This is a genomic window from Bacteroides coprosuis, from assembly GCF_020741705.1.
GTDB lineage: Bacteria > Bacteroidota > Bacteroidia > Bacteroidales > Bacteroidaceae > Bacteroides_E > Bacteroides_E coprosuis.
Genome location: NZ_DYYK01000027.1, coordinates 1 through 16,812 on the forward strand (window position 1 = coordinate 1; position 16,812 = coordinate 16,812).

Sequence of the window (16,812 nt, forward strand, 5' to 3'; positions counted from 1 at the left end):
CACATTTTTCTACATCGGGAATATTTTCTAAAAACTGGTAAGCTGCACTTCTTGCTGTTTGCAAAATCTCTAAATCGGATACTGGAACAGCTTCATAATAAAAATTTTGCCCCATACGTATTATATCATCAGAAGATCTTCCACAAAAAGATTTTGTGTTGTCTGAAACGTATAAAAACTTATTATTCGTATAATCAATAATGCAAAAGCTTCTATAAGTCATACGAGATAACCCTTCCAATACATTCAAACAAGAAGACCAATGGGTATCCTGTAATACTTCAGCTAAGGAGTTAAATTTATTATTAGTAAAAGAATAAGGTTCATTTTTCATGTCAAGGTTGAATTTGTCTTTTAGGTATATAACAAATATACAAAAATTTAATACTTTTAATAATTTTATACTCTAAATTCTTACAATTTGGTCTTATCATTATAAATAAAGTACACAGTATGCTGTTTTATCTCTATTTATGTGACAGAAAATGAAATTAAATTTAACATTTAAATCTAAAGAGAAATAATATTTTAAATGTTCAGGAAAGGAAAACACAAGCAATACTAGACACCAACAATTGATTTTTCGACTTATTAATATAATTTGTTCACTATAAAGCTATCTTTCTTACTCTTTTTTTATAATTTTGCACCATTTTGGGTCTTGTTCTTATTTCTAATTACTAAAAGAACGTATTCTTTTAATATAATCATATAAAACTACATAGTTGTGGGAGAAACAAAGTATATATTCGTAACAGGTGGGGTTGCCTCATCATTAGGTAAGGGAATTATCTCTTCATCTATAGGGAAACTTCTACAAGCCAGAGGCTATAACGTTAGCATCCAAAAGTTTGATCCGTATATCAATATTGATCCAGGTACACTTAACCCTTACGAGCATGGTGAATGCTACGTAACAGTTGATGGTCATGAAGCAGACCTTGACTTAGGACATTATGAAAGATTCCTAGGTATACAAACAACTAAAGCTAACAACATCACTACAGGACGTATTTACAAAAGTGTAATCGATAAAGAACGCCGTGGTGACTACCTAGGAAAAACAGTTCAAGTTATTCCACACATTACCGACGAAATAAAGCGCAACGTAAAATTACTAGGTAAGAAAAACAATTTCGACTTTGTAATTACCGAAATAGGCGGAACTGTAGGCGATATAGAATCACTACCCTATATAGAAAGTATACGTCAAATAAAATGGGAGATGGGAAGTAATGCCATCTGTGTTCATTTAACCTACGTACCTTATTTATCCGCTGCTAAAGAATTAAAAACAAAACCTACCCAACACTCTGTAAAAACACTCCAATCACTAGGTGTTCAACCAGACATCCTTGTATTGAGAGCAGAACACGAATTAAACGACAATCTACGCAAAAAAGTAGCTCTATTTTGTAATGTAGCCGACGATGCAGTAGTTCAATCTATTGATGCTCCTACAATCTACGAAGTGCCTCTACTGATGCAAGCTCAAAATTTAGATACTACTATTCTTAAGAAAATGGGATTACCTATTGGTAAAGAACCAGAACTTAAGCCTTGGAAGAAATTCCTAGAACGTAGAGCTAATGCCACTGAAACAGTAACAATTGGTCTGGTAGGAAAATATGTAGAACTTCCTGATGCTTATAAATCTATCCTAGAAGCACTTTCTCAAGCAGCTACATACAACGACAGAAAACTAAAGATAGATTATATACAATCTGGTGACATCACCTCGGAAAATGTAGTTGAAAAGCTAAGTAAAGTAGATGGTGTTATTATATGTCCAGGCTTCGGAGCTCGTGGAATTGAAGGGAAATATATTGCCGCAGAGTACACTCGTAAAAATAATATTCCTACATTTGGAATATGTCTAGGTATGCAATGTATGGCAGTAGAATTTGCAAGAAACGTATTGGGTTACAAAGATGCTAATTCTACAGAATTCGATGAAAAGACTAAACACAATGTTATCGACATTATGGAAGAGCAAAAAGCGATAACTAGTTTAGGTGGAACAATGAGATTGGGTGCTTACGAATGTCTGATTAAGAAAAACAGCAAAGCTTACGAGGCTTATCAAAGTGAACACATCCAAGAACGTCACCGTCATCGTTATGAATTCAACAACAAATACACACAAGAATTCATGGACAAAGGAATGGAATGTGTAGGAAAGAATCCTGAATCAGATTTAGTGGAAATCATTGAGGTACCAACTCATAAATGGTATATCGGTGTTCAATTCCACCCTGAATATGGTAGTACAGTACTCCACACTCATCCGTTATTCTTATCATTCATACATGCATGTATTACTAGATAATAGATAAAGATTTTCACAAATAATCAACGCAAATATTCATGGATAAAAACACCATTATTGGTTTTGTTCTAATCGGTTTACTCCTTGTAGGGTTTAACTTTTTTACAAGACCTAGTGAAGAGCAAGTAGCTGCTATGAAGCAGTACAATGACTCAATTACTGCTGTACAAGCAGAACAAGAGGCACAAACAGAAAAACATACAGCTGCCCTTTCACATGTCGCACCTATAAAGGTGGATTCTACCTCGTTATTCTATAACGCTTCAGAAGGTACTGAACAATTCACTACACTTGAAAATGATGTAATGAAAGTTACTTTCTCTAACAAAGGTGGACGTGTATATTCAGCAGAACTTAAAGAGTATAAAAATCAGGGCGACGAAAAGGGAGAAAATAAAACAAACTTAGTCTTGTTTAAAGACCAAGAGAACTCTTTTAACTTCAATTTTTACAATCAAAATGAAGTAATTCAATCCAAAGACTTCTTCTTTACTCCTGTAAATGTATCTGAAACAGGTCTTACTATGCGCCTTATGGCAGATAGTAATAGCTACATTGATTTTATCTATAGCTTAGACTCTGAAAATAAAGAGGACTATTTAGTTGACTTCCAAATCAAAGCTACTGGCATGGAGGGTAAGTTAGCTCACAACGACTATATTGACATCGACTGGGCACAACGAACTCCTCAGCACGAACAAGGTTTTGTTTTTGAAAACAGACTTTCTCGTCTTACCTACAGAACATTTGATAAAGATACAGAGCGTCTGACAGAAACAAAAGCTGTGACAGAAACACCTGAAAAGAATCTAAACTGGATTGCTTTTAGAAGCCAGTTCTTCTCTACTGTGTTTATTACAGACCAAGGTTTCAAAGACTCAAAGTTAACTTCTACTCCCGAAGAAAAAGGCAGTGGGTATATCAAGGATTATAAAGCAGAAATGAAGACCTTCTTCGACCCTTCTGGTAAAGAAGCTACTCAGATGTATTTATACTTAGGTCCTAACCATTACAAGACATTGAAAGCTATTGATAGCGATAAAGATCATAAATGGAAATTAAACTCACTTGTTTATTTAGGTTGGCCTGTAGTAAAACAAATCAATCAATGGTTTACTATTAATATCTTCGATTGGCTTACACACTTAGGCATGAGCATGGGAGTTGTACTCTTGATCATGACTATGATAGTTAAAGCAATTGTATATCCTGCTACAAAGAAGACTTATATGTCTTCAGCTAAAATGCGAGTATTAAAACCACAAGTAGATGCGATTAATGCTAAGTATCCTAATCAAGAGGATGCTATGAAGAAACAACAAGAAGTAATGTCTCTCTATAGTCAATATGGAGTTAGCCCTATGGGTGGATGTTTACCTATGTTACTTCAATTCCCTATACTTATGGCTTTGTTTATGTTCGTTCCAAGTGCGATTGAACTTAGACAAGAAAGTTTCCTTTGGGCAACAGATTTATCTACTTATGATGCTCTTATTAAATTTCCGTTTCATATTCCATTGCTAGGTGATCACTTAAGTATCTTCTGTTTATTGATGACTGTAACTAACATCTTAAACACAAAATATACTATGGCTCAGCAAAACACAGGTGCACAACCTCAAATGCCTGCCATGAAATGGATGATGTACTTGATGCCTATTATGTTCTTATTTATATTGAATGACTATCCTTCGGGCTTATGTTATTACTATTTCTTGTCAACATTGATTAGCGTTATGACTATGATTTTCTTACGCAAAACTACTGACGAAGAAAAACTATTAGCTAAACTTGAAGCAAACAAGAATACCGAAAAGAAAAAATCGGGTTTTGCTGCTAGATTACAAGCTATGCAAGAACAACAAGAAGCTTTGAAAACAGAAGCACGTAAAAGAAATAAGAAATAAGAAACTAAAGCTTAATATATTAAGGAGCGATTATATTTAATTATAGTCGCTCTTTTTTTATGACATCCCAGATAAACAATACGATCACTAATTATGTTATTATTATTAAACAAACTAAATATAGCCTAAAATGCATTTTAGTTGTTTTGAAGTGATATAAACCTAACTATTAATTTAAATTTATTTGTAACACTATGGCAAACTACAAAGTTATAGAAGTTGAAGGCATTGGCGAAGTAATGGCTAAGCAACTTAATGATGTAGGTATTACTACAACAGATGAATTGTTGGAAGCAACAAAGACTAAAAAACAACGTAAAGAACTAGCAGAAAAATCGGGTATTAGTGAAAAAAGAATTTTGACTTTTGCTAATATGGTTGATTTATTCCGCATTCAAGGAGTTGGAGCTCAATATGCAGAATTACTTGAAGCAGCTGGAGTTGATACTGTTGTAGAACTAGCCACACGCAAAGCAGAAAACCTAACTAAAAAGATGGAAGAAGTAAATGAAACCAAGAAATTAGTTCGTCGTGTTCCTCCTCTTAAAACGGTAGAAGTCTGGGTTGAAGAAGCTAAAAGTTTACCTAGAGTATTAGAATATTAGTTTATATTCGTAAAGATAAAGCTGGCTACATTTAATTCTAGTACGTAGCCTATTTTCCCCATATCGTTAAAACCCTTCTTTTAACGATATGGGGTTTTTGATATTTTATTGTAAATACTTTGGAATATTCTTACCTTCGTTTCAAGGTAATATCTACTACAAAATAATTTAGTTATAAAATGAAGAAACCAATCTTTTATCTACTTCTATTTGTCTTTTTGGGGTTCTCAAGCTGTAAATCGGCTAAAAACCCTACTCAATTAAAATCTCCTAATGGTAATATAGCTCTAGAGTTTTCTTTAGACTCAATAGGTGCTCCTCATTACCAAATAAGTTACCAAGGAAAAGAACTTGTTTCTCCCTCCTTATTAGGTTTCCTTGCAGATAGAAATTTTAATCTTGCAGACAATTTCGACTTAAAAAGCAGTCATTTAGAAACTTATTATGATGAATGGGATGCTCCTTGGGGAGAAAACAAACATCATATAAACCATTATAATGAGCTAAATGTAAAACTGGAGAATAAAGAAGGCACGCATCTTACTTTAGTTTTCAGATTATTCAATGAAGGTGCAGCCTTTAGGTATGAATATAATATAGCTAAAACAGATTCGGTTACGATAATGGATGAACTGACTCAGTTCAACTTTGTAAACCCGGCAACCACATGGACTATACCCGCAGACTTTGAAAGTTACGAACATTTGTATCGTAAGCTACCTCTAGATGAGCTAAAAGCAGCTAACACTCCAGCTACTTTTAATTTTGAAAACCTAGCCTACACCATGATACATGAGGCAGCTTTGGTTGATTTTCCTGAAATGACTATCCAATCTTACGAACCTAGAAAGTTCAAAGCTAATTTAGCTCCAATGCCCAATGGGACAAAAGCATTAGTACCCAACACATTCCATACACCATGGCGTACAATGCACATTGTAGATAAAGCTACAGACCTAATCGCATCATCTATGATTCTTAACTTAAATGATCCTTGTGTTCTCGAGGATACAAGTTGGATTAAACCAATGAAATATGTGGGTATCTGGTGGGGTATGCATCTAGGAATACAGTCATGGAGCATCCATGATCGCCACGGGGCTACAACCAAAAACGCAATAGAACTAATAGACTTTGCCGCAAAGAATAACATAGATGCCGTCCTTTTTGAAGGTTGGAATGAAGGTTGGGATACGTGGGGAACTAATCAAGAATTCAATTACCTCAAAGCTTACGATGATTTTGACATAGAGCAGATAGCTCAATATGCCAAAGAAAAAGGAATTAAGATAATTGGACATCATGAAACTGGAGGAAATATTCCTCACTATGAATCACAGTTGGACTCAGCTTTGAATTGGCTAACAAGTCTAGGTATATATGATTTAAAAACAGGATATGCTGGAGGATTCAAAGAAGGATATCGCCACCACAGCCAATATGGAGTTCAGCATTACAGAAAAGTGGTTGAGAAAACAGCTGCTCATAAAATCACTTTAAATGCACATGAACCCATAAAAGATACAGGAATAAGAAGAACTTACCCCAATAGCATGACAAGAGAGGGTGCTAGAGGAATGGAATGGAATGCATGGAGTGAAGGAAACCCTCCTGAACATCATGAAATACTACCTTTCACACGTATTGCTGCAGGACCAATGGATTATACTCCAGGTATATTTGATATACTCTATAAAAACACAAAGAACTTACCAGAACGTAAGGCTTGGAATGGACTTGACAAGGGAAATAGTAGAGTAAATACTACGCTTGCTAAGCAAGTTGCACTATGGGTGGTACTTTACTCTCCCATGCAGATGGCTTCTGATTTGCCATCTAATTACGAAGGTCATCCTGCATTTCAGTTCTTTAGAGATTTTGATCCCGATTTTGATAAGACCTACCCTCTTGAGGGAGAAATTGGAGAATACGTGGTTATAGCACGCAAGGCAAAAGAAAACTATTTCTTAGGAGCAGTAACCAATGAGGAAGAAAGAGATTTAACTATAGATTTAGATTTCCTCAAACCCAAAACTACTTACCAAGCAATTATCTATGCTGATGGTAAAGATGCAGACTGGACTACAAATCCTGAATCCTACGAAATAATCAAGAAGGATGTAACTTCTGCTGATACTCTAAATTTACACTTAGCAAAAGGAGGAGGTACTGCTATTAGCTTTAAACCAATAAATTAGGTCCAAACAAGTATTTATATACTGAAAATATCTATCTTGTATATCAAATCTTTTTACCATAAGATCGATATCTTTGTAAAAACAAATTAAACTAATTATAAAAACGAATATGAAATCAAAAGTAATGATTATGGCTGCAGCAATGAGTTTATCAGCTTGTGGTCCTACTCAAGACGCAAAGCAACCCGACCAATCATTAATCGGGAAATCTACTATCCAAGTAGATGGTAGATTAATGACGCCCGAAGCCTTATGGGCAATGGGAAGAATCGGAAGTTTTGATGTATCTCCAGATGCAAAACAGCTTGCTTATTCTGTATCTTACTACAGTGTACCCCTAGACAAAAGCAATTCAGAGTTATTTGTCATCAATACCGATGGTACAAATAATAAACAAATCACATCAACACCCTTTTCTGAAGGGAGTCCCAAATGGATTAAAGAGGGTTCTAAAATAGCTTTCATAAGTTCAGAATCAGGTTCTTCTCAACTTTGGGAAATGAATGCTGATGGAACAGAAAAAAAGCAACTTTCTAATGTAGAAAATGGTATTGAAGGATTTAGCTTCTCTCCTGATGAGAAAAAAGTAGTGTTAATTTCTACTGTAAAAGTGGGAGAAACTACAGCTGATAAGCATCCTGATCTTCCAAAGGCTACAGGCAAAGTAATTAATGATTTAATGTACAAACACTGGGATGAATGGGTTACAGATGCTCCACATCCTTTTGTGGGCGATTTTAATGGCTCTGAGATTATCAATCTGACTGATATAATGCAAGGAGAGCCTTATGAATCTCCTCTTCGCCCATTCGGTGGAATAGAACAAATAGCATGGAATACTACTGGAGATAAGATAGCTTATACCTCTCGCAAAAAGACAGGTAAAGAATATGCTATTTCAACAAATTCTGATATTTATGTATATGATTTAAAGAATAATACCACAACTAATATCACAGAGGGAATGATGGGCTATGACACCAATCCTCAATATTCACCAGATGGAAAATATATATCTTGGTTGAGTATGGAAAGGGATGGTTACGAAGCCGATCAAAATCGCTTATTCGTAATGGATTTAGCTTCTGGAGAAAAGCGTTTTATGAGTAAAGACTTTGAATCAAATGTGGATGATTACACATGGAGTTCAGATAGTAAATCTATTTACTTTATTGGTGTATGGCACGCTACTTCTCAAATGTATGCTATAGATGTAGAACAAGCAAAAGTATCCCAAATTACTGAGGGTATGCACGACTATGCAACTATCGCACTATGTGGAGAAGGATTAATTGGTAAAAGACATTCATTAAGCTCTGCTGACGAGATATTTTCGGTATCATTGGATGGTGCTCAAACACAAGTAACCTTTGAAAACAAACATATCTATGATCAACTAGATATGGGTAATGTAGAGAAACGTTGGCTAACTACTACAGATAATCAACAAATGCTCACTTGGGTAATTTACCCTCCACACTTTGATCCAAACAAAAAGTACCCTACTCTACTCTATTGCCAAGGTGGTCCGCAAAGTCCTGTAAGTCAGTTTTGGTCTTTCCGCTGGAACCCTCAAATTATGGCAGCACATGGATATATTGTAGTGGCTCCAAACCGTAGAGGTCTTCCTGGCTTTGGCTTAAAATGGAATGAACAAATTAGCGGAGATTATAGTGGTCAAGTTATTAAAGATTACTTAACTGCCATTGATGAATTATCCAAAGAACCTTTTGTAGATACAGATAAGCTAGGAGCTGTTGGTGCTAGTTTTGGTGGTTACTCTGTCTATTATTTGGCAGGTCATCATGATAAACGATTCAAAGCCTTTATTGCACACGATGGTATCTTTAATATGGAAATGCAGTACCTAGAAACCGAAGAAATGTGGTTTGCGAATTGGGATATGGGAGGAGCTTATTGGGAGAAAAACAATCCGATTGCTCAGCGTACCTTTGCTAATTCTCCTCACAAGTTTGTAGACAAATGGGACACTCCTATTTTGTGCATCCATGGAGAAAAAGATTATCGTATTCTAGCAAATCAAGGTATGGCAGCTTTCAATGCGGCTGTATTGAGAGATATACCTGCTGAATTACTAATTTATCCAGATGAAAATCATTGGGTACTCAAACCTCAAAATGGTATTTTATGGCAACGTACATTCTTTGAATGGCTTGATAAATGGTTGAAATAATGTTTCTGATATAAATGATAAATGCCTCTGCTTTCACAAGTGGAGGCATTTTTGTTATTTGCAAAAATTATAAAATCAGATTATAATTACTTAATCCATGGGCAATGCTAGGAACCAGTTGTTCTATATTAACCCAATTAATCTGAGCTGCACTGATGATAAACACGATCAGAGCAATCACCCAAAGTATAAATAAACCCCACTTCCAACCTGTGCTTATCGGTTGACTTTTAGCTTTGAAGTTGTTAATCAGAAGATAAAGTAATACCCCTAAAGGAATACCCGCTAATATTAATCCAGAAATTGCACTAATAAGAGGAGTTGACTCGGAGAGAATAATGAAAGGTTGACCCATTATTCCTACTAGAGCTGCACCACCTGCAAAAACAGATACTAGCAATGCAAAAACCAAAGCCATTAAAACAATGACAACAACAAGCCAAACGGGAGAAAGTATAATAACAAAGAATAGAAATAGCCCCTTCAATACCATTCCAACAATACGTATTAGCTCACTCCAGAAATTACGATTCTTCGTATTATAATAATCACTCTGTGAGTTATTTACCTTATCGGCATCTTCACTAACACGTTTGCCTATATTCTCTACAGTAACGTCTTCACCACACATATTTAACTTTTCGATAGCGGTAGTAGCTAGTGGTATCAGAATCCACATAATCAAATACACAAATGTTGTGGTTCCAAAAGTGAAGAACAATAAAATTAAAAAGATCAATCGTACTAATAGCGGATCCAATTTAAAATAGGCCGCAACTCCACTAGCAACTCCTCCTATAACCTTATCATCGGGATTACGAAATAGCTTTTTACGATAAGTAAAAGCACCAGAATAATCTTTTTCTTGTTTTTTAGAAGATCCTTCATCATTTTCTTGCTCTGAGCCCTCTTCTTCTCCATATATTTCCTCTGGACTTCCTACCTGCTTGATAATGTCTTCAACATCAGTAATCACTATAGATTGACTAGCATGTGTGATTCGCTCATTAAAGAGATCAGCAAATCTACTTTCTATATCAGCTATTATTTCTTCTTTGCCTTCTGTCTTGTTAAAATACAATCGAAGGTTTTCAAGGTATTTACTTAGAAGATCATAAGCATCTTCATCAATATGAAAAACAATACCTCCTAAGTTTATGGTAAATGTCTTCTTCATTTCTATTCAGTTTTAAGTTTGCCATTGGCTATGTATTCCACCGATTGGTTTAATTCACTCCATACTCCTTCTAGCTCTTCGAGAAATTGTTTTCCCTCTTCAGTTAATTCATAATACTTACGAGGTGGTCCTTGAGTGGATTCCTGCCACTCATAACTCAATAAACCATCATTCTTCAATCTAGTCAACAGAGGATAAAGAGTACCTTCTACCACTATTAATTTTGCATCTTTCAATCGATCTATGATATCAGAAGCATAGGCAGCTTCTTTGCTAATCAATAAGAGAATGCAATATTCTAATAAACCTCTCCTCATTTGTGACTTCACCTTTTCAACTTTCATATCAGTTTAGTCTTTGATTCTGATGCAAATATATATAAAATATAGTACTATGCAACACATAGTACTATATTTTATTTTAACCTAGGCACATTTTATAACACTCCTTATTTTATCTACAAAAGGATTTAAAGTTCTATTTAAATAGAGAATATGACATCTTTATGTAATATAAATCAATATAACATTACGTATAATTAGCCTAATTTATTACTTATTATTTTAATTCTATCAAAGTCAAAACATGTTATTAATAGGACTTTTAAGAATATATACATCTTTTTTAAATGTAAATATTTTAAAATTAAAGAGATAAAAAACATAAAATAAACACAACATACATATATCAACAATCAAGCCAATAATATATTTTGCAACTAAAGTATCAACTCTGTATTTAAGATTTATCTGATACCATATAGTAATAAAAGCAGATAAGAGAAGAATTTTTTTTTTAAAGAGGATATTGAAATATAGGAATTACACTTTCAAACTAACAAATAAAAAAATCGTCTTTCTGAGGAAGTGCAGAAAGATAAAACCAAAATTATGAATTGAACAATGAAACTTAGAAACTATCTATTAGCAGGTATAGCCCTATTGGGGTTCGCTGCTTGTACGAGTGATGATGATTGTCCTACGGGACCAGTTAATCCAACTCCTGAAGGTGGGTCGTTTTTTTCTATAGCATTCGAAACACCTAAACTAGCAGGAACGAGAGGGAATGAATTAGAAGATACTAAAGTATCTAGCGCAACAATATATTTATCTCAAATAGAAGGTGATAATATAATAATAAAAGACATTATTAAAGATAACCTCACCATATCTGAAGACGAAACAAACAAGAACATCCATTATATCAATGGTCATACCACTCTTGAAAGAGGTGCTTATTTTGTTACTATTATTGCTAATGAGAAAGAATCTCAAGAGATATCCAATCTAAAAGTAGGAGCAAACTTCTTAGGTACAGAGGCTTTCAATATTGATAACTTAGAGAAACTTCATACTAAAGGTGGTTTCTTAATGATGAGCAGTAATAAACTGAAAATATATAACGGTAATAAAACTTTTGATCCTAAAAAGGCTATTTATAATCAAGCTAAAAACAATTCAGGTGATTCTTTCATAGAATTAGCAGAAAACAAACAAGATAACCCAGCCGAAGTCAAAGTTTATTTAGATCGTTATGTGGCTAAAATTGATGCTACTGTTCAAGGAACTAAGGAAAAAGATATCATTGACATAATAAACATTGAGAATAAGGATGGTTTAAAATTTAAATTAACAGGTTTTATCACTCTAAATATTCCGAAAGCAGGATACATTATTGAACAATGGAATGATAATGACAAACCTACGTATATTTTATCTCTAAATAAAGATAATAAATGGAGTAACCAATTGGGAGAGTATGTTAAAATCAACAATGGTGAGGTTACTGATTGGCAAGACAATGTAAGTAAAGAAATCTTTACCTCTGGCACTAAATATATAATTGAAAATAATGTGACAAAGTTTAATGACAATAAGCCCACTAATGCACAAGGCTACACTACTGGAGTTATTCTGAAAGTATCTGCTGGCGAAACATTTTATGCAATTCAAGATGGCGTAAAATGGACCTTCACCAAAACTAAACCTGAAAGTGGAACATATTATACATACGAAGATGGAGTTATGTATTACACATACTTTATTCCTGATTTATTTAAAAATGAAGAAATAGGTACTAATACAGATAGAACGGGTTTATACTATACTACCATGCGTAATACTTGGTATAAATTGAATTTTAAAACAATCACATTCCCCGGAGGTAACCTTCCTGGAGGTGATTTACCCGAGCCTCAAAACCCTGACAGACCAATTGATCCTAATAAATACTCAGTATTTAATATTGAAGTTTTTGTTAATGATTAGATTGAAGGTGATTTAAATATTGAAATGTAATATAAAAACTCTTTATAAACGAGTGGCATTCCGCCACTCGTTACTCAATACTAACTAAACATAGATAACCATGAAAACGAAGTATGGTTTTTATCTACTTATGCTCACATTTCACCTCATTGCATGTCATGATAGCCTAGATTGCCAAAATGAACCTAGCAAGCCCAATAAAGAACAAGGGTCCTATATTGATATGTCTATTATTCAAAATGATGATGCCATTATAAGTAGATCTCTACACTCTAGAAATTCTGTTGGAGATGATATCATTTCCGACATCACCTTTTACTTAACCGACCAGTGTAGAATAAAAACAGCAACTGGCTATGAACCGGGTTTAGTTATAGAAGATATAGTAAAGGGAACAGAGATTCAGCAAACAGGGAATTTAGTAAAAGTCAAAGCTCACACTAAATTAGAAAATGGTATTTACCTAGTTATTGCTATAGCAAACTCGGAACATTTAAAATGGAACAAACAAATAAAAGATACCTTACAGATATTCGAAAATATATCTTATAATAAGGAATTAATAAATCAAGCAACATCTCCTTATTACTTTTTAATGACCAATAGTGGAAAATCATTTATCTACCCCGATTTTCCAAAACCAGAAGATATAATTATAAACAACAAATCTTTTTTAAGTCAATTCCTTTCTTTTATCAATACTCCAGAAAATACAAGGCACTCTGTCATCAATTTAAATAATAACAGTAGTGAAAATCCCGCTAAAGTCAATATTTATTTAGATCGATTTGTAGCGGCTATTGATGCAAAATCGGATAACGTAATTCCAACCATCAAGCCCTACTTCGACATTATAAATAATGATCTATCTTTCACTCTTAATGGCTTTGTAACTCTAAATAGCCCATTAATACAGAATTTAATTGAAATAAGTCAATTTTATACGGATGACTTTGAAGGAGGAAGTATTGTGTTGGGAGATTTCTTATCTACCCCATATGTATTTGATTTTCAAGAAAATATAGAAGATATGGGATGGTATAATCAAATCGATACCTACTCCAAAATTGATTCAAACAATCAAGTAGTTGATTATAAAGATGCCTCTGTAAAAAACAGGTTCAATCTACAAAGAAAATATGTTCCAGAAAACAATACTTCTACAACAGGGCCTCCTATAAACAATTTTTTCATTACTAACTGTAGACAAGGTTATGTTACAGGTGTTATATTCCAAGTAAAAGAAATTAATAATCACTCCTTTTATGTGATAAAAAACGGGCTACAAAACAAGCTCTACAAATACAATAAAAATGATGCAGATGAAGTAAATCAAATACCTTCCAATGCGATTAAATATGAAGAAGGAGTAATGTATTATACCTATTTTATTCCTGATTTATATCAGTATGCAAAAGGGCAACATTATGATGTCGATTTATTTTACTCTGTGATGAGAAATACAATATATACACTTCATCTCAGCTCATTGTCTTCTTTAGGAGGAATATATCCAGGAGGCGACTTACCAAACCCAGGGAATCCTGATGAAGAAATTGATGAAGACAATTTAATTAAATTAGGTATAAAAATTCTCGTTAATCCATGGATTGATGGTAAAACAGATATTGAACTATAACACAAAGTAGTAATACGTACCTATACAGCAATAAAGAGCATTCAATAAAATAATCAGCTTTATGAAAATAAAAAAATACACCATCTATACGTATCTACTTGTGTTTATACTAGGTCTATCTTCTTGTATAAAAGAAGATTTGAGCAACTGTAGTTTAACTTTCACATTTGACTATACTTACAATCTGGAGCAACAAAATAAGATTGATGAACAATTACTAGATCGTATGCAAATATTTATGTTTGATAAGAACGGAGTATTGCGTTATCATTTCAGAAAAAATGATCAAAAAACAATAGAAAAGGGTTTCCAAGTTACAAATAATGCTTTCGAACCAGGAGAATATAAAATAGTCGTAGCAACTATAAGTTCTGATTACAAAGAAGATAAAAGTGATTTTTTGATTTCAAATGTTACTTTAAATAAGACACTACTCCAAGAGTTTAAGTTTTTTTTGAATCATCAAGATCATCAGAGTAAAGATTTACTTAATAACTTCTTAGTAAGCAGTTTGCCTTATCAGTGGACATCTTATGGGCAAAACATACATGTCAGTTTAAGAAAAATAAATAAAAGAATTAATATAGAATTGGTTATTCCCAACAATATCCAAACGAGAATAGAAAAAGACCAATATTCTATGTACATCAAAGATAAAGGTGTCTGCTCTATGGATGGGAATTTAGACCCAACTTGTGATAATGATATTATATATCATCCTTGCCAGCCCTATAAGTTAACCCACGAAGATGACAAGGTTATACTTAGAGCGACATTTAACACTTCACGATTAATTTATAGAGAAGGACAGGAGGAAAACACTCAAATTATTGTAAAAAATAACACAACGAATGAATACCTTATCAAAGCCAAAGTGTTCCGATTAATTGAAGAAGGTGCTGCTTTTGATGATCAAAAAGATGCCGACTGGGGCTTACAGGAATATATTGACCGAAGAGAGGAGTACAGTTTTTCTTTTTATATTGATGAAGATGGAAGTTGGCTGAGTAATATTGTGAATGTAAATGGATGGGATGTCAGCTTCATTGATTTGGACATGTAAGCATCAAATGATTTTAAAATAGAATATAAAAACGCATTAAAGTCGAGTGGAAACAAAGACTATAATGCGTTTTTTATTAAATAGAAAAAGAGCATCTGTGATTTGCAATGCCAAATGTTTTAAAAGATAAGAGAACAACTCCTTTTTTGTTAAAAAAATAATCAAAATAGATTTAGTATAGCAAAAAGATATTACTTTGTAATAGACTATAAACAACAAGCTATAAATATGGAAAAACTGATAGTAGGATTAGGCGAAATTTTATGGGATATGCTTCCTGAGGGAAAACAGCTAGGTGGAGCTCCCTCCAATTTTGCATTCCATACCACTCAGTTTGGTTTTAAATCAAAAGTGGTAAGTGCTATAGGTGATGATTTATTGGGACAAGAAATTGTAGACTTACTAAAACAAAGAAATATTGACTCTTATTTAAGTAAAAATAATCATTCTACAGGAACAGTACAGGTGCAACTAGATTCCAACGGAGTACCTACTTATCAAATCACCGAAGAAGTGGCTTGGGATTATATTCCATTTACAGAGGAACTCAAAGAAATTGCAAAACAAACCATATGCGTATGCTTTGGCACATTGGCACAGAGAAACGAAATGAGTAGAAATACTATTTTAAAATTTCTTCAAAACATGCCCAAAGGCAATACTATCTTAAAAATACTAGATATCAACCTTCGTCAAAATTTTTATACTTGGCCCACCATCGAGCAATCTTTATATGCTTGTAATACACTAAAAATCAATGATGAAGAACTCATTTTACTTAGTAAAAAACTAGGGCTCACCCACAAAAACATTCAAGGACAATGCCAGTTTATTCTACAGCTATATAGTCTTAAAATGGTTATCCTCACTTGTGGGGTAAAAGGAAGTTATGTCTTTACCCCTGAAAAAGAATCCTTTAAACCCACTACTCCCATTGAGGTAGTAGATACTGTAGGTGCAGGAGATTCTTTTACTGCAGCCTTCTGTGCTACATTATTGAAAGGAAAAAGTATAGAGGAAGCTCATCAAAGAGCAGTTGATGTCTCTGCTTATATTTGTTCTTGCGCAGGAGCTATGCCTATGCTAAAAGAAGAACACATTCTCTAATGTAAAAACTTCAATAGTCACTAAAGCAACATTATGAGACAAGAAGTACTAGTCTTTTTTAGAAAGGACTTCAGGCATTAGTCTAAATTTGGTAGATTTCTTAACTGTTTTTTTAATCCCATAGAAAATTATGACACCGACATAACAATCACATATCGGTGTCATCGTATCATCATGTCGGTGTCATGATAGAAACATAGCCCTGTTAAACAGCCACATATACATAATGAAATAGTACGCACTCACTGAGTATAAATAAAAAAGGCGGGCCTCACGGCCAGCCTTTTCCCCAAATTATGAAAAAACACTAATCTATTGTTTACTCA

General features: G+C 33.7%; 11 protein-coding genes and 1 pseudogene. 9 read left to right on the plus strand and 3 right to left on the minus strand.

Annotated elements, in window-relative coordinates:
- Positions 1 to 334: pseudogene (locus tag K8V80_RS01605) on the minus strand (helix-turn-helix transcriptional regulator); the annotation flags it as partial.
- A gap of 393 nt (positions 335 to 727) precedes the next feature.
- Between K8V80_RS01605 and K8V80_RS01610 the strand changes: the two are divergent.
- From K8V80_RS01610 to K8V80_RS01630, 5 genes are all read left to right on the plus strand, one after another.
- Positions 728 to 2,329: a CTP synthase gene (locus K8V80_RS01610; RefSeq protein ID WP_276774973.1), complete on the plus strand. Its 1,602-nt coding sequence runs from the start codon at positions 728 to 730 to the stop codon at positions 2,327 to 2,329.
- Positions 2,330 to 2,367: 38 nt separating this feature from the next.
- A complete protein-coding gene (gene yidC, locus K8V80_RS01615) occupies positions 2,368 to 4,236 on the plus strand; it encodes a membrane protein insertase YidC (protein WP_276774975.1) in 1,869 nt (622 codons plus the stop codon).
- Between the two features lie 194 nt (positions 4,237 to 4,430).
- On the plus strand, positions 4,431 to 4,841 hold the full coding sequence (locus K8V80_RS01620; RefSeq protein WP_276774977.1) for a DUF4332 domain-containing protein: 411 nt from the start codon (positions 4,431 to 4,433) through the stop codon (positions 4,839 to 4,841).
- 179 nt (positions 4,842 to 5,020) lie between these two features.
- On the plus strand, positions 5,021 to 7,039 hold the full coding sequence (locus tag K8V80_RS01625; RefSeq protein WP_276774979.1) for a glycoside hydrolase family 97 protein: 2,019 nt from the start codon (positions 5,021 to 5,023) through the stop codon (positions 7,037 to 7,039).
- Positions 7,040 to 7,169: 130 nt separating this feature from the next.
- Positions 7,170 to 9,233 carry an alpha/beta hydrolase family protein gene (locus K8V80_RS01630; protein WP_276774990.1) on the plus strand — a complete coding sequence of 688 codons (2,064 nt, stop codon included), beginning with the start codon at positions 7,170 to 7,172 and terminating at the stop codon, positions 9,231 to 9,233.
- A 67-nt stretch (positions 9,234 to 9,300) separates the two neighbouring features.
- On the opposite strand, the gene K8V80_RS01635 is transcribed toward K8V80_RS01630, so the two are convergent.
- Entirely contained in the window at positions 9,301 to 10,410 is a 1,110-nt protein-coding gene (locus tag K8V80_RS01635) for a PspC domain-containing protein (protein WP_276774981.1), read from the minus strand.
- A gap of 2 nt (positions 10,411 to 10,412) precedes the next feature.
- Positions 10,413 to 10,754 (minus strand): PadR family transcriptional regulator, encoded by a 342-nt coding sequence (locus tag K8V80_RS01640; RefSeq protein WP_006745414.1) that lies wholly within the window; start codon positions 10,752 to 10,754, stop codon positions 10,413 to 10,415.
- A gap of 558 nt (positions 10,755 to 11,312) precedes the next feature.
- Between K8V80_RS01640 and K8V80_RS01645 the strand changes: the two genes are divergently transcribed.
- The 4 genes from K8V80_RS01645 to K8V80_RS01660 all read left to right on the plus strand — a co-directional run bounded on the left by K8V80_RS01645 (position 11,313) and on the right by K8V80_RS01660 (position 16,486).
- Positions 11,313 to 12,677, plus strand: coding sequence for a fimbria major subunit (locus K8V80_RS01645; protein WP_276774983.1), 1,365 nt, complete (start codon positions 11,313 to 11,315; stop codon positions 12,675 to 12,677).
- A gap of 100 nt (positions 12,678 to 12,777) precedes the next feature.
- Positions 12,778 to 14,316, plus strand: coding sequence for a fimbria major subunit (locus K8V80_RS01650; RefSeq protein WP_276774985.1), 1,539 nt, complete (start codon positions 12,778 to 12,780; stop codon positions 14,314 to 14,316).
- Between the two features lie 61 nt (positions 14,317 to 14,377).
- Positions 14,378 to 15,379 (plus strand): FimB/Mfa2 family fimbrial subunit, encoded by a 1,002-nt coding sequence (locus tag K8V80_RS01655; RefSeq protein ID WP_276774987.1) that lies wholly within the window; start codon positions 14,378 to 14,380, stop codon positions 15,377 to 15,379.
- Positions 15,380 to 15,607: 228 nt separating this feature from the next.
- Positions 15,608 to 16,486, plus strand: coding sequence for a carbohydrate kinase family protein (locus K8V80_RS01660; protein WP_276774989.1), 879 nt, complete (start codon positions 15,608 to 15,610; stop codon positions 16,484 to 16,486).
- Positions 16,487 to 16,812 lie beyond the last annotated feature (326 nt).

Coding starts and splice junctions, on each gene's coding strand:
- yidC (WP_276774975.1), top strand. CDS start 2,368: ATGGATAAAAACACCATTATTGGTTTTGTTCTAATCGGTTTACTCCTT.
- K8V80_RS01620 (WP_276774977.1), top strand. CDS start 4,431: ATGGCAAACTACAAAGTTATAGAAGTTGAAGGCATTGGCGAAGTAATG.
- K8V80_RS01625 (WP_276774979.1), top strand. CDS start 5,021: ATGAAGAAACCAATCTTTTATCTACTTCTATTTGTCTTTTTGGGGTTC.
- K8V80_RS01630 (WP_276774990.1), top strand. CDS start 7,170: ATGGCTGCAGCAATGAGTTTATCAGCTTGTGGTCCTACTCAAGACGCA.
- K8V80_RS01635 (WP_276774981.1), bottom strand. CDS start 10,410: ATGAAGAAGACATTTACCATAAACTTAGGAGGTATTGTTTTTCATATT.
- K8V80_RS01640 (WP_006745414.1), bottom strand. CDS start 10,754: ATGAAAGTTGAAAAGGTGAAGTCACAAATGAGGAGAGGTTTATTAGAA.
- K8V80_RS01645 (WP_276774983.1), top strand. CDS start 11,313: ATGAAACTTAGAAACTATCTATTAGCAGGTATAGCCCTATTGGGGTTC.
- K8V80_RS01650 (WP_276774985.1), top strand. CDS start 12,778: ATGAAAACGAAGTATGGTTTTTATCTACTTATGCTCACATTTCACCTC.
- K8V80_RS01655 (WP_276774987.1), top strand. CDS start 14,378: ATGAAAATAAAAAAATACACCATCTATACGTATCTACTTGTGTTTATA.
- K8V80_RS01660 (WP_276774989.1), top strand. CDS start 15,608: ATGGAAAAACTGATAGTAGGATTAGGCGAAATTTTATGGGATATGCTT.